The organism is Citrobacter sp. Cu233, assembly GCF_030332225.1.
Lineage (GTDB): Bacteria > Pseudomonadota > Gammaproteobacteria > Enterobacterales > Enterobacteriaceae > Citrobacter.
Map to the genome: position 1 here is coordinate 837,718 of NZ_JAOWIF010000028.1, position 15,058 is coordinate 852,775.

12 protein-coding genes are annotated in these 15,058 nt (G+C 52.3%); 3 read left to right on the plus strand and 9 right to left on the minus strand.

Annotated elements, in window-relative coordinates; translation table 11 throughout:
• Positions 1-92: 92 nt before the first annotated feature.
• Genes OGX95_RS04770 through decR form a run of 3 tightly spaced genes read right to left on the minus strand, consistent with a single transcriptional unit; the run spans position 93 to position 4,139 of the window.
• Positions 93-1,871 (minus strand): SmdB family multidrug efflux ABC transporter permease/ATP-binding protein, encoded by a 1,779-nt coding sequence (locus OGX95_RS04770; RefSeq protein ID WP_286628496.1) that lies wholly within the window; start codon positions 1,869-1,871, stop codon positions 93-95.
• Complete coding sequence (locus OGX95_RS04775) at positions 1,864-3,636, minus strand: SmdA family multidrug ABC transporter permease/ATP-binding protein (protein WP_286628497.1); 1,773 nt, start codon at positions 3,634-3,636, stop codon at positions 1,864-1,866. Before OGX95_RS04775 ends, OGX95_RS04770 begins: the two co-directional genes overlap by 8 nt.
• 44 nt (positions 3,637-3,680) lie before the next feature.
• Entirely contained in the window at positions 3,681-4,139 is a 459-nt protein-coding gene (gene decR, locus OGX95_RS04780; protein ID WP_005125175.1) for a DNA-binding transcriptional regulator DecR, read from the minus strand.
• Positions 4,140-4,251: 112 nt separating this feature from the next.
• Here decR and OGX95_RS04785 point away from each other — a divergent pair, with 112 nt between their 5' ends.
• A complete protein-coding gene (locus OGX95_RS04785; protein WP_286628498.1) occupies positions 4,252-5,307 on the plus strand; it encodes a PLP-dependent cysteine synthase family protein in 1,056 nt (351 codons plus the stop codon).
• A 50-nt stretch (positions 5,308-5,357) separates the two neighbouring features.
• On the opposite strand, the gene cof is transcribed toward OGX95_RS04785, so the two are convergent.
• Positions 5,358-6,176, minus strand: coding sequence for an HMP-PP phosphatase (cof, locus tag OGX95_RS04790; protein ID WP_286628499.1), 819 nt, complete (start codon positions 6,174-6,176; stop codon positions 5,358-5,360).
• Positions 6,177-6,319: 143 nt separating this feature from the next.
• On the opposite strand from cof, the gene OGX95_RS04795 reads away from it, so the two are divergent.
• Positions 6,320-8,020 (plus strand): SgrR family transcriptional regulator, encoded by a 1,701-nt coding sequence (locus OGX95_RS04795; RefSeq protein WP_286628500.1) that lies wholly within the window; start codon positions 6,320-6,322, stop codon positions 8,018-8,020.
• Between the two features lie 64 nt (positions 8,021-8,084).
• Positions 8,085-8,780 carry a 7-cyano-7-deazaguanine synthase QueC gene (gene queC / locus OGX95_RS04800; RefSeq protein WP_286628501.1) on the plus strand — a complete coding sequence of 232 codons (696 nt, stop codon included), beginning with the start codon at positions 8,085-8,087 and terminating at the stop codon, positions 8,778-8,780.
• A 111-nt stretch (positions 8,781-8,891) separates the two neighbouring features.
• On the opposite strand, the gene fadM is transcribed toward queC, so the two are convergent.
• From fadM to lon, 5 genes are all read right to left on the minus strand, one after another.
• Positions 8,892-9,290, minus strand: a complete 399-nt coding sequence (fadM, locus tag OGX95_RS04805; RefSeq protein WP_271441616.1) for a long-chain acyl-CoA thioesterase FadM — start codon at positions 9,288-9,290, stop codon at positions 8,892-8,894.
• A gap of 106 nt (positions 9,291-9,396) precedes the next feature.
• The gene (locus OGX95_RS04810; RefSeq protein WP_286628502.1) at positions 9,397-9,771 is read right to left on the minus strand and encodes a helix-hairpin-helix domain-containing protein; all 375 of its coding nucleotides are present in this window, start codon (positions 9,769-9,771) and stop codon (positions 9,397-9,399) included.
• Positions 9,772-9,918: 147 nt separating this feature from the next.
• A complete protein-coding gene (gene ppiD / locus OGX95_RS04815; protein WP_286628503.1) occupies positions 9,919-11,793 on the minus strand; it encodes a peptidylprolyl isomerase in 1,875 nt (624 codons plus the stop codon).
• Between the two features lie 267 nt (positions 11,794-12,060).
• Positions 12,061-12,351, minus strand: a complete 291-nt coding sequence (gene hupB / locus OGX95_RS04820) for a nucleoid-associated protein HU-beta (protein ID WP_219352570.1) — start codon at positions 12,349-12,351, stop codon at positions 12,061-12,063.
• A 190-nt stretch (positions 12,352-12,541) separates the two neighbouring features.
• On the minus strand, positions 12,542-14,896 hold the full coding sequence (lon, locus tag OGX95_RS04825; protein WP_016152052.1) for an endopeptidase La: 2,355 nt from the start codon (positions 14,894-14,896) through the stop codon (positions 12,542-12,544).
• Positions 14,897-15,058 lie beyond the last annotated feature (162 nt).

Below are 15,058 nucleotides of genomic sequence, written 5' to 3' on the forward strand. Positions count from 1 at the left end.
TGCACCAGATTGTTGAATGCAGGATGGCGGCGAAAACGCTTCATCAGGCCGACAAAACCACACTGGCTGTAGGCCTGATAAACGCAGCGCCATCAGGCGATTGCTGAATCTTCGTTTACGCTAGCCGCCAGCTCTTCGCCCGCCAACTGCAGTTGATACATTTGCCAGTAGCGGCCCTGTGCGGCAAGCAGTTGCTGGTGCGTGCCGCGCTCAACGGCCTGCCCCCGGTGCAATACCAGAATGGTGTCGGCATCGACAATGGTGGATAACCGATGCGCAATCACCACCAGCGTGGTGTGCTCACGCACCGCTGCCAACGCCTGCTGAATAGCCTGTTCTGTACCGGAGTCAATGCTGGCCGTCGCTTCGTCCAGAATCAGCACCTGCGGCGTTTCGACCAGCACGCGCGCCAGCGCCAGCAGCTGTTTCTGCCCGACTGATAAATTATTGCCCTGCTCGCCCAGTCGGGTATGAATACCGTCACTCAGCCCGCGCGCCAGTTCTGCCAGTTGCACCGTCTCCAGCGCCTGCCATACCCGCTCTTCAGAAATATCGCGACCCAGCGTCACGTTGGCCAGAAAGGTATCCGCCATCACCACCGGATCCTGCTGCACCATCGCAACGCCCTGGCGTAACACACTGTGGCTCAACGAAGACAGCGGTCGTCCGTCCAGACGAATATCACCCTGAGTCAACGGGTAGTACCCCATCAGCAGGCTGGCGAGCGTACTCTTGCCGCTACCGGTATGCCCAACCAACGCAACAAAACTACGAGAAGGTACGGACAAACTGATGTTTTGCAGCACCAGATTGTCGTCACGATAGGCAAAAGAGACGTTATCAACCTCAATGTCCCCACTTTTCAGGGGTTGGATATCCTCACCATAACGCTGGCGTGGGCCATCCATCAGTTCAAATACACGTTCACCCGCGACCACCGCCTGTTGCAGCATTGATTGCTGGGTCGTCAGCTCGATCAACGGCTCGTTCAAACGCCCCAGATAGCTGATAAACGCATACAGCACCCCAACCTCAATGGACGTACCGGATGTAAAGCTAAACAGCATCAGCAAACCGCAGAGGATCAGGGCAGAAAACAAGCTGAGCAACGGGCGCAACAAAAAGCCATCCAGGCGCAGCGTTTGCATGCGCGCCATATAGTGCGAACGGCTGGCTTCGCCCATTCGCTCACCAAAACGCGCCTGCTGGCGGAACTGCTGGATCACGCTCATGCCGTTAATCACTTCGTTAAAGCCATCGTTAATATCCGCCAGATAGGCGCGAACGCGACGCACAATGGGGGTGCTATAGCGCTGATAAATCACCATCACCACCAGCACAGCCGGGAATATGACCATCGCAACCAGCGCCATTCGCCATTCAAGGCTGAACATCGCTACCAGCATGGCACCGATTAAGGCGGCGCTGCGCAGTACCGTCGCGACTACCGTCACGTACAGGTCGCGGATCACTTCGGTATCATTGGTCACCCGGGAGATAAGCTGCCCGACAGGCTGAGTATCAAAAGCACTGAGCGGCTGACGCAGCGCGGCATCCATCACATCGGTACGTAGCTGCTGCACCACACCAACGGCCGCCTGGTTAAAGAGTAATGATTGCGCGTAATGCAGGCCCGCCGCCAACAGTTGCAGACCGACATATGCCGCCACCAGCCCAGCCACCATCGCCAGCGGCAGATTGTTTTTCGCCACCATGTTGTCGATAAAATAGCTGATGAGCAGCGGACCACTAACTTCCGCCGCTGCCGCTACCCACAGCATGACAACAGCGATAGACAGCTGTTTTCGCCACGGCGAGCCGTACGCCAGCAGCCTTTTCAGGGTCGGCCATAATTGTCCAAAACTACGCATTAACCGCCTCCTCGTCGATCGCTGGCGCATCAGACAATGCCGCTTCCAGTTGCTGATAACGGTACATATCACGATACCAGCCAGGTTGTTGCACCAGCGCATCGTGTTTGCCACGCTGAGCAATATGTCCGTGCTGCATCACGATAATTTCATTGGCTTCTGTCAGCGCAGATAAACGGTGAGCGCTGATTATCACGGTTCTGCCTTCTCCCCACTGGCGCAGGTTATGCAGAATTTGATGTTCAGTACGACCATCCACCGCCGATAACGCATCGTCAAGAATCAGGATTTCAGCATTCAGCAGCAGCGCACGAGCGATAGAAATACGCTGTTTTTGTCCACCGGACAGCATCACGCCGCGTTCACCCACTTCAGTGTCATACCCCTGAGGAAGACGTAAAATATCCTCATGCACGCTGGCCAGACGTGCAACATGTTCAATTTCATCCTGTGTGGCCTGCGGGCGTCCAAGCGCTATGTTGTTGGCGACCGTATCCGAGAACAAGAAAGGTGTCTGGCTGACCACTGCCAGGCGGCTACGCCAGCTATCAAGCTGCAAGCACGTTAACGGAGTACCATGAAAACGCACATCCCCTTGAGTGATATCGAAATGGCGCTGGAGCAACGATAGTACGGTACTTTTCCCTGCCCCAGTTGGACCACAAATACCCAGCATCTGCCCTGGCTTAAGCTGGAAATTCACATTCTCCAGCACCGGATGAGCCGTTTGCGGGTAGCGAAATTCGCGAATGGCCACCGCTAACTCACCACGTCCTTCTGGTACGGGTTCTGTGCCATCATCCACCACGGGGGCTTCAGACAGCATCGCGCGAATACGGCTATACGCGGCGCTGCCGCGCTCAACAATGTTAAACATCCATGCCAGTGCCAGCATCGGCCAAATCATCAGACCGAGATACATCATAAAGCTGGTTAACTGACCAAGGGTCAGAGAACCATGAACCACCATCCAACTTCCTCCGGCGATTGCCAGCAGGTTAGCCATACCAATAGCGATATAAATCGTGGGGTCAAAACGGGCGTCAATGCGGGCGACCCGCAAGTTTTTCTTGCCGGTATCTTTAGCATCTGCGGCAAATAGCGCCGACTGTCGGTCTTCCAGACCAAAAGCCTTAATCATACGGATACTGGTAAGACTTTCCTGAGTACGATCGTTAAGACTGGAGAACGCTGCTTGCGCAACCTTAAAGCGGTTATGGAGTCGATCGCCATAACGTTTGATCATTATCGCCATCACCGGCATTGGGAGTAGCGCGATCAGTGTCAGCTCCCAGCTGATTTGCGTAGACATCACGATCAACACCGCGCACCCCATGACCAGTGAGTCCACCAGCGTCAATACACCTTCGCCAGCCGCAAACACCACCCGATCAACATCGTTAGTTGCACGCGCCATCAGATCGCCTGTGCGATGACGCAGATAAAATTCGGGATGCTGGCGGCTCAACTGGCGGTAATAGTCTTCGCGTAATTCAACTGCCAGCTGGTAGGATGCGCCAAACAACAGTACGCGCCAGACATAGCGCAACAAATAGACCACCACCGCAATCAGGGCAATCGTGCCGACCCACATCAGCAACCGCTCGGTTGTGAAGCGCTGTGTCGTCACGCCGTCCACGATGATACCGACCACTTTTGGCGGGATAAGCTGAAGAATAGCGATGATGATAAGCAAGGCCACAGCCCCGAGGTAGCGACGCCACTCCCGGCGGAAGTACCAGCTTAATTGAGCAAATAATCGCACGCGTTATGTCCTGACAAGATTTCCGGCAATGACCACCGGCAGAGTTATTCAATAGGTAGAGCAGTCGTGTATTTAATCTGTTCCATCGCAAAACTGGAGGTCACATCAGACAGGCCCGGTACGCTATTCACCAGACGCTTATAGAAATCATCATAACGTTTCATATCAGCAACCTGCACCCGCATCAGGTAATCGTACTCCCCAGCCATTCGCCAGAAACCCAGTACCTCTGGCATCCCGGTCACTTCGGTGACAAAGCGGCAGTACCACTCGCTGCTGTGATGCTGGGTTTTAATCAGCACAAACGCGGTTAAGCCCAACCCCAGTTTTTCTGGATCCAGCAGGGCAACCTTGCCCAGCAGAATGCCGTCATCCTCAAGCCGCTTGAGGCGTTTCCAGCAGGGGGTGGTAGTCAGATTAACGGCATCGGCTAACGCCTGCAAAGAAAGGGTGCAGTCTTGTTGTAGTAGGCCAAGCAGCTTACGGTCAATTTTGTCTAACATACCCACTCCACAGAGAAGAATTTTCTCCTTACATTCTATTTTAAAGGCTAAATGGCAACAATTTTTTCCGTGCTTTTCGCTATTCTGGGCACAAAATGACAAATGGATATTAATGATGAATAGCTCCTGGGTTAAAAACGCTATCAATGAAATCAATGCGGATTACCAGCGTTCTGCCGATACGCATCTCATTCGCCTGTCGCTTCCGGCGTTTCCAGGTATTCAGCTCTATTTGAAAGATGAGAGCACGCATCCAACCGGTAGCCTGAAACATCGCCTGGCACGTTCACTGTTTCTCTACGGACTCTGTAATGGCTGGATTAAAGAAGGCACCACGATTATCGAATCGTCATCGGGTTCAACGGCGGTCTCTGAGGCCTATTTCGCCCGTCTGCTTGGACTGCCATTTATTGCCGTTATGCCTTCCTGTACGGCAAAACGCAAAATTGAACAGATTGAATTCTATGGCGGTCGCTGCCACTTCGTGGAAAGCGCCTGTGAAATCTATGCAGCTTCTGAACAGCTGGCACGTGAACTGAACGGGCATTATATGGACCAGTTCACTTACGCTGAACGCGCTACTGACTGGCGTGGTAACAACAATATTGCCGACAGTATCTTCCGCCAGATGCAGTGTGAGCCAAACCCCGTGCCTCGCCATATCGTGATGAGCGCCGGAACCGGCGGTACATCAGCAACCATAGGCCGTTATATTCGCTGTCAGGGTTACGACACACACCTGATGGTCGTTGACCCGGAAAACTCGGTCTTTCTGCCTTACTGGCAGGATCGCGATGCGTCGTTACGCAGTCCGGTCGGCAGCAAAATTGAAGGCATTGGCCGCCCACGCGTAGAGCCTTCTTTCATTCCTGATGTGGTTGATGAAATGTTGCGCGTTCCGGATGCCGCAAGCGTTGCCACCGCGCACTGGCTGGAGACGCAGCTAGGTCGTAAAGTGGGTGCCTCAACCGGTACCAACATGTGGGGAGCATTACAACTTGCCGCTCGGATGCGCGACGCCGGAGAAACAGGGTCGCTGGTTACGTTGCTGTGTGACAGTGGCGAACGTTATCTGGAAACCTATTACAACCCGCAATGGGTCGAGTCACACATCGGTGATTTAACACCATCGAAAGCAGAACTTGCCCAGTTGCTGAATACACACTGAGCAGACAAAAAAAAGCCAGACGCGAAGCCTGGCTTGCTGGAAGGGATCTCTCATTCGGGGGAATAAGGTAGATGCGGATTGTCCAGCCAATGCGTCAAAAAGTGAGATACAGCCTGATTGCGGCAATGCCCAATCACCGATAAATGAGGCAGCGCAGCAATAAGCTGCGGCATCGCGTTCCCCATAATCAGACCACGCCCAACGCGGCCCAACATTTCACGATCGTTCATGGCATCGCCAAACGCCATGCAGTCAGCCATGGAATAACCCAAGTGCTCGCTTAGCACTGCCAGTGCGGAGCCTTTATTGCAGCCCAGCGGCAGCACTTCAAGACAATCGATAGCGGAAAAACAGAGATTCGCCTGCTCGCCCAGCGCGTCATTCAACTGAATACGCAGGCGGACCAAATCGTCATGATCGCCACAGAAGCAGATTTTCGTGACCTGATGAGCAGGAATACGCTTCACATCCACTATCTGGTAACGAAATCCGCTGTACACATGCGCTTGCAACAGTGACGGAATCTCTTGCCCGGTGAACCAGCCGTTGTCATTAAAAACATGCATACTGGCCTGCGTTTCCCACCGCTGGTGCAATACGATATCGGCAACCGAGGGAGCCAGATCCTGACGATGCAATACATCGCCTTCCAGCGAGTGAATACGTGTCCCGTTACCGGTGATTAAAAAGGCGTCCAGCGAGATCGAGCCCAAAATATGACGCATCTCCAGCACATGACGACCGGTCGCAAACGTCAGCGTGATGTCTCGTTCACGCAGGCGTGCCAGCGTCGAAAGGGTTTCATCACCTAAGTGGTGATTCGGCATCAAAAGGGTGCCATCCATATCAAATGCAGCCAGACGAGCCATTTCATTCTCCACACTGTGACGCGGTTAACTTGTGATTCAGTATCTCCTGAGATATACGGAAGTAATAGTGAATAGATAAAGAAAATTGTTCCGGTTTTTTCTACGTAAAACCGCTAGTGGGCATCTTGAAGGATGATGTATCAATGCGTTTGCTTAATCGCCTGAATCAGTACCAACGTCTGTGGCAACCTTCAAACGGAGAACCGCAGTCAGTCACCGTCGGGGAACTGGCTGAACGCTGCTTTTGCAGCGAGCGCCATGTACGTACTCTGCTCAGGCAAGCGCAGGATGCCGGTTGGTTGGTATGGCAAGCGCACTCCGGACGCGGGAAACGCGGAGCATTACGTTTTTTGGTAACTCCGGACTCTCTGCGCAACACGATGATGGAGCAGGCACTGCAAAAGGGTGAACAGCTCAGCGTACTGGAACTGGCTCAACTGGCCCCCGGGGAATTAAGAACCCTGCTGCAGCCGTTTATGGGCGGACAATGGCAAAATGATACGCCCACCCTGCGTATCCCCTATTATCGCCAGCTCGAACCTTTGCATCCTGGATTCCTACCCGGTCGTGCGGAGCAGCACCTTGCCGGACAGGTATTCTCTGGCCTGACACGTTTTGACAGCCACACTCAACGACCCTGCGGCGATTTAGCTCACCACTGGAATATCTCTGCCGACGGTCTGCGCTGGGATTTCTATATTCGCTCAACGCTGCACTGGCATAACGGTGACGTTGTCAACAGTGCTCAGTTACACCAACGGCTGTTGATGTTGCTTGAACTGCCCGCGCTGGCCAGATTGTTTATCAGCGTTAAACGCATAGAGGTGACGCACCCTCAATGTCTGACTTTTATTTTGCATCGACCTGACTTTTGGCTGGCACACCGCCTGGCAAGTTACAGCAGTCATCTCGCGCACCCAGAACAACCCTTTGTCGGGACTGGCCCGTTCCGGCTGACGCTGTTTACACCTGAATGGGTTCGCATCGAGAGCCACGATAGTTACCATCTTGGCCATCCGCTGCTGAAAGCGATTGAATACTGGATAACCCCGCAACTCTTTTCCCAGGATCTGGGCACCAGCTGCCGCCACCCGGTGCAAATTGCGATTGGTAAACCCGAAGAGCTCGCCATGCTGAGCCAGGTCAGCAGCGGGATCAGCCTGGGCTTTTGCTATTTAACGCTGAAGAAAAGTTCACGCCTGAACACGCTCCAGGCTCGCAGGCTGATCAATATTATTCACCGTTCTTCGCTGCTACAGACGCTGGAGGTGGATGAAAACCTCATTACCCCCAGCAATGCCCTGCTGCCAGGATGGACGATCCCACAATGGGATGAGCTGGACGAGGTGGCGTTGCCGGAAAAACTGACACTGGCCTACCACTTACCTGTCGAACTGCATACGATGGCGGAACAGCTTCGCCAGGCACTGGCAAAACTGGGTTGTGAATTAACGCTTATTTTTCATAATGCTAAAAACTGGGATGGCGATCATCCTTTAGCCCAGGCCGATCTGATGATGGGAGACAGGCTGATTGGCGAAGCCCCCGAGTATACCCTCGAACAGTGGTTACGTTGCGATCAGCTATGGTCACATGTTCTGAATGCGCCCGCATATACTCATCTGCAGACCACGCTGGATGCTTTGCAAGTTCAGGCCGATGAGGACGATCGTCATGCGGCTTTACAGCAGGTTTTCGCAACGTTAATGCATGACGCCACGCTTACTCCGCTGTTTAATTATCACTATCGAATTAGCGCTCCGCCGGGCGTAAATGGCGTACGTTTGAATCCGCGCGGCTGGTTTGAGTTCACCGAGGCCTGGTTACCGCCCCCTTCAGCGTGAAGAAGCTGGTCGACACCACACCCAGACGCTACCATAGGGTTTTGTTCTTTTTTCAGGAAATGCCATGAAACGTGCCGTTGTTGTATTTAGTGGAGGTCAGGACTCCACGACCTGTCTGGTGCAAGCGCTACATCAGTATGATGAAGTGCACTGTGTGACCTTTGATTATGGTCAGCGCCATCGCGCTGAAATTGACGTCGCACGTGATCTGGCCTTAAAACTCGGCGCCCGTGCACACAAAGTTCTCGACGTGACGCTGCTCAGCGAACTGGCTGTCAGCAGCCTGACCCGCGATAATATCCCGGTACCCGATTATGAACCGGACGCGAACGGTATCCCGAATACTTTTGTGCCTGGACGTAACATTCTGTTCTTAACGCTGGCTGCAATTTACGCTTACCAGGTACAGGCAGAGGCGGTAATTACCGGCGTTTGCGAGACCGATTTCTCTGGTTATCCGGACTGTCGTGACGAGTTTGTCAAAGCCCTGAATCATGCCATCAGTCTGGGAATGGCAAAAGACATCCGTTTCGAAACCCCGTTGATGTGGATTGATAAAGCCGAAACCTGGGCGCTGGCCGACTACTGGGGTAAGCTGGATCTGGTACGTGAAGAGACGCTGACCTGTTATAACGGGATCAAGGGTAACGGTTGCGGCCATTGTGCTGCCTGTAATCTGCGTGCCAACGGTCTGAACCATTATCTGGCGGATAAGCTGGCAGTGATGGCAGCTATGAAGCAGAAAACCGGGTTAAAGTAATGTGTTGAGTGATGCCGGATGGCGCTTTGCTTATCCGGCCTACAGACACTCGCAGCAACTCATATAGGCCGGATAAGACGCTTGAGCGTCGCCATCCGGCAGTCACAGTCACTACTTCACCATTTGTTCCAGTTTCTCGCGTAACTCCCCTTCCAACGGCAGCGCTTTCTGCGTTTTCAAATCAATACAGACGAAAGTAATCAACGCATCAGCCACTACTTGCCCTTCTGGCTCCAGTGTGATGGTCTGGTTTAATACGCCACTTTTGCCATTTAGCTGTTGTACCTGACTGGTTATGGTCAGCAGATCGCTCAGCACGGCAGGACGGCGATAGTTGATATTGATGTTAACAACCACAAACGCGATGTGATGTGCAGTCATCCATTGAAAACTGTCACTGTTTTCCAGACCATCCCAGCGGGCTTCTTCCAGAAACTCAAGATAGCGGGCATTGTTAACGTGCTGATAGACATCAAGATGAAAACCACGGACTTTGATTTGTGTTTGCATAGCACAGGAACCTTAGTTTGTTTTTATAGGAATACACTTCAGGGTAGAAAGGCCATAACTGGTATGACCTCTACATTCTGGCAAACTTTCAGCACTCTGCAAGTTATTAAAGTGTTAAAAATGCCAGATTACGTTCCACCAGCGAACTGCCCATCCCCGGCACCTGCTTTAAATCATCGACGGTTTTAAATGGTCCGTACTCCTCACGATAGCTGACAATGGCCTGTGCTTTCTTCAGCCCAACCCCATTCATCACTCGCGCTAAATCCTCCGCTGAAGCGCTGTTGATGCTTACCCTGGTACCTTCATCATCACTCGACTTTGTCGCTGGCGTGGCTTTGCTGTGTGTACTTCCTGATGCATCCGCTTTGGTCTGAACCGCCTGACTTTTGGCGACGGGTTCCGCTGCGAGTGCAGTTTGCACCATACCGGCACCGGTCAATGAAAAGGTGATAAGCAAAGCTTTAATTCCATGTTTCATACTGTTTTGCTCCTTGTTGGTTAACAGTGGAGCCACGATAGCGGGGGGATAAACGGCAGACAAATGGCAATTTTCAGAAATGGAAAAGGCCGCGAAAGCGGCCTTTGGTATATACAACTTTTTGCAATTTTTTGCGAGAAGCCTCGGTTATTGCTGCTGTTCCAGCGCGTCACCAACTTTAATTTTTGCCGCTTTACGCAGGTTGCTCATCAGTGCTTCGAAGACAATCTGAGCGTTGTTCTGAGTAATCCCCTGAACCATCGCTTTTTTCTGTGCTTCTGGCATTGAGCCGGCTTTTACTTCGTCCAGCGCCAACAGTACAACGTTACCCTGCATATCGTTCGCCACACCGTAGCTCGGCTTGTCTTTCGCAGGCAGACTCAGGCCAAATGCCGCCTGACTCAGCGGATCCTGGCCCGTACGGCTCAGCGTTTTCGCTTCGCCAAAGCTCAGACCCGCCGCTTTCAGCGCTTCGTCGCCTTTACCAGCTTTCAGATCGGCCAGCAATTTATCAGCATCCAGTTTCGCCTGCTGCTCAGCTTTATTGTGCTTAACGAGCGCGGTAACCTGCTCTTTCACTTCCGCTAACGGCTTAACGGCTTCTGCTTTGTGTTCGCTAATACGCAGCACAAACGCACGATCGCCATCCACGGTGATGATGTCAGAGTTACTGCCCGGCGTACCGTTCTCGCCTATCAGACCACCATTGAAAATGATGTCAGCAACAGGTTTGAAATTCAGTTCTTCCGGCAGACTGTCACGGCTAAACCAGCCCGTCTCAACCGCTTTCATCCCTGCAGCCTGCTCCGCACCCGCCAGAGATTCGTTATCATTGCTGGCAGCATCACTCACTTTCTGCTGCAACGCATAATAGGCATCCAGCGCTTTTTCCTGCTTAACTTTCGCTGCAATGTCGTCACGGGCTTCACTCAGCGGTTTAACCTGCGCAGGTTGCACATCATCAAGGCGCGCAACGAGGAAACCAACAGAAGACTTAATCACGCCTGACAGTTGGCCTTTTTCTTTCAGACCGGCATTTTTCAGTTCATCTGGGGTGGTGGAGTCTTCCAGCCAACCCATATCACCGCCGTTACGGGCAGAGATGATATCGGCAGATTTTTCTTTCGCCAGGGTCGCAAAATCACCACCTTTGTTCAGCGCATCAAGCACCGCTTTTGCTTCATCTTCTGTTTTAGTCTGGATGATGCTGTAGCGGTTACGCTGCGGCTGAGTGAACTGATCCTGATGCTGGTCATAATAAGACTGAATATCAGCATCGCTGGCGGTTTCCTGCATTGCTGCAGCGTCCAGCTTGATATAGCTCACACGGAACTGTTCCGGCGTCATAAAGCGGTTTTTATTCTGCTCGTAGTAACTGGCCACTTCTTCGTCGGTAACCGACTGCTTCGCAGCAAGAGCATTAACATCAATCGTCGCTTCACGTACGATACGTTGCTGTGCAACCAGTGCAGCCAGTTCGTCCGTTTCCCCCTTCAGCATGAAGTCGGTTCCGGCAACGCCGTTGATCAACTGTTGCGTGGTGAGCTGGTTACGCAATGCCTGAGCATACTGATCTGCAGTCATTCCCATCTGATTCACAATCGCATTGTAGCGGTTGTTATCAAATTTGCCGTCAACCTGGAAAGCCGGAGTGGCGAAAATAGCCTGCTTAATCTGATCGTCGCTAATGTTGAGCTTAAGCTCACGGGAGTACTGATCCAGCAGCGCTTCGTCCACAAGACGATTAAGCACCTGCTGACGCAGCGTTTTCATATAACCTTCGTTCGCCGCCAGCTCAGAATATTGATCGCCCAGCCGTTGCTGCATGCGGTTACGTTCGCTGTTGAACGCATTCTCGAACTGCCCGCGGCTGATCTCCTGGCCATTCACTTTAGCGGCGTAGTTATTGCCCCCGCCAATCAGGTAACCACTCACGCCGGTCAAAATGAACGACACGATAATGATACCGAAAATAATCTTGAGCACGAGACTGTTAGCAGCCGTGCGTAAGCTGTCCATCATGGTGTAACCACACTCCGCTGTAGATGACTATACGCGTTATCCTTCAGGCCGCCTGCACGTTGACACAACAACGGCGGCAAGGATTTTGAGTATATATGCTTCACGCAGCATAGCGTTTCCTGAACGCTGCGCACAAAGGTCTATTGTGACAAGAAACTGGGGCAATTGTCAGCCCACAACGCGTAGAAAGTACCGGAATCAGAAATAAAAAAGGCACATCGGTTGATGCGCCCTTGTACTTAGTCACATCCCCAAAGGGGAAATCACTTAGTTTACCGCGTCTTTCAGTGCTTTACCTGCACGGAAGCCCGGTACCTTAGCCGCGGCGATGGTGATCTCTTTACCTGTTTGCGGGTTGCGACCAGTACGGGCAGCACGCTCTTTAACGGCAAAAGTACCAAAACCTACCAGTGCTACGTCATCACCTTCTTTCAGGGATTCGGTAACAGAAGCAATAATTGCATCTAACGCACGTCCAGCCGCAGCTTTAGAGATATCAGCCCCTGCAGCAATTTTGTCGATCAGTTGAGATTTATTCACTCTTCTCTTCCTCTTTATAATATATATCGCACCTGAATCCTTCAAAGTGCGACCGCGCAGCAGTTATATCAGGCCTGCCATGCCCTTACAACACCCGATAATGATGGCAAGCCCAATCCGTTATCTAAATTAGCTATACAAAAAAAGGCTGGCAAGCCCGAAATGGCCTGCCAGCCCTGTTTTTATTAATGCTCTTTGCGCGAGGTCACTATTTTGCCGTCACAACCTGCATTCCAGAGGGTTCATTTTGCAACGCAAGAGTCAGAACTTCCTCAATACGTTTCACCGGATGAATGTCCAGATCGGCGATAACGTTGTCCGGAATCTCTTCCAGGTCACGTTTGTTTTCGTCTGGAATTAAGACCGTCTTAATGCCACCACGGTGCGCCGCCAACAGTTTTTCTTTCAAACCACCGATAGGCAGAACCTGACCACGCAGGGTGATCTCGCCGGTCATCGCTACATCGGCACGAACCGGGTTACCGGTCAGGCATGAGACCAGCGCAGTGCACATGGCAATACCCGCACTTGGACCATCTTTCGGCGTCGCGCCTTCAGGTACGTGAACGTGGATGTCGCGTTTTTCGTAAAAGTCCGGGTTAATACCCAGTTTTTCCGCACGCGCACGCACCACGGTCAGTGCTGCCTGAATGGATTCCTGCATCACTTCGCCGAGCGATCCGGTGTAAGTCAGCTTGCCTTTACCAGGAACACAGGCGGTTTCAATGGTCAGCAGATCGCCGCCCACTTCTGTCCATGCCAGACCCGTGACCTGACCGACGCGGTTTTCGTTATCCGCACGGCCATAGTCAAAGCGCTGCACACCCAGGTAGTCGTGCAGGTTATCGCCATTGATCTCAATGTGTTTCAGTGACTTATCGAGCAACAATTGCTTAACTGCTTTACGGCACAGTTTGGAGATTTCACGCTCCAGACTACGCACGCCCGCTTCACGGGTGTAGTAACGAATGATGCCCACAATGGCGCTATCATCAACCGTCAGCTCGCCTTTTTTCAGCGCATTACGCTCAATCTGTTTTGGCAACAGATGACGTTTAGCTATATTAAGCTTCTCGTCTTCGGTATAGCCAGACAGACGAATCACTTCCATACGATCCAGCAACGGTGCTGGAATGTTCATGGAGTTCGACGTCGCAACGAACATGACGTCGCTGAGGTCGTAGTCCACTTCCAGGTAGTGATCGCTGAACGCCACGTTCTGCTCTGGATCCAGCACCTCAAGCAGCGCTGATGCCGGATCGCCACGCATGTCAGAAGACATTTTGTCGATCTCATCAAGCAGGAACAGCGGGTTTTTCACGCCCACTTTGGCCATTTTCTGGATCAGTTTGCCCGGCATCGAACCGATATAGGTCCGGCGGTGACCACGAATTTCAGCCTCATCACGCACGCCACCCAGCGCCATACGGATGTATTTACGTCCTGTCGCCTTCGCGATGGACTGACCAAGAGAGGTTTTACCCACCCCCGGCGGTCCAACCAGACACAGGATCGGTCCCTTGATTTTGTTCACACGGCTCTGGACCGCAAGATACTCAAGAATACGGTCTTTCACACGCTCCAGACCATAATGGTCGGTATCGAGGATTTCCTGTGCCTGACGCAGGTCTTTTTTGACCTTGCTACGCGCATTCCACGGAACCTGTACCATCCAGTCGATGTAGCCACGCACGACCGTCGCTTCCGCCGACATCGGAGACATCATTTTCAGCTTCTGCAGCTCTGCTTCCGCTTTCTCTTTTGCCTCTTTCGGCATCTTCGCCGCGTCGATCTTACGTTTCAGCGCTTCGTTTTCATCCGGCGCATCGTCCATCTCGCCGAGCTCTTTCTGAATCGCTTTCATTTGCTCGTTCAGATAGTACTCACGCTGAGACTTCTCCATCTGCTTTTTCACGCGGTTGCGAATGCGTTTTTCAACCTGCAGCAGATCGATTTCGGATTCCATCATTGCCATCAGATATTCCAGACGTTCATTCACGTCGGACATCTCCAGTACGGACTGCTTATCCGCCAGCTTCAGCGGCATATGGGCAGCGATGGTGTCCGCCAGACGCGCGGGATCGTCAATGCTGTTAAGCGACGTCAGCACCTCTGGTGGGATTTTTTTGTTTAGCTTGATATAGCCTTCGAACTGGCTGATAGCGGTACGCACCAGCACTTCCTGTTCGCGCTCATCGATAGCAGGCGAATCAAGGTACTCCGCTTTCGCAGAGAAATGCTCGCCGTTGTCTGACAGCGCAGAAATACGCGCGCGCTGTAACCCCTCGACCAGCACTTTTACGGTGCCGTCAGGCAGTTTCAGCATCTGCAAAATAGAGGCCACGGTCCCGACGGTGAAAAGATCGTTTACACCCGGCTCATCCGTTGACGCTTCTTTCTGTGCGACCAACATGATTTTTTTATCATGGTCCATGGCCGCTTCAAGACAACGGATAGATTTTTCCCGCCCTACAAATAAGGGTATGACCATGTGCGGATAAACCACCACATCGCGCAACGGCAATACGGGGATTTCAATGCGTTCAGAACGCTCAGGATTCATAGAGCTCTCTCTTAGTTTAGTTTCCGCCAGGTAATCAGGTGGTACGACTGTGCTTCACACCACCTTTAACATGTATGTCAGTATATGGGGATGTTTCCCACACATTCAACGCCATGTTTACGGAAAAATAAAAGGGGAGATAAAATCCCCCCTTTTTGGTTA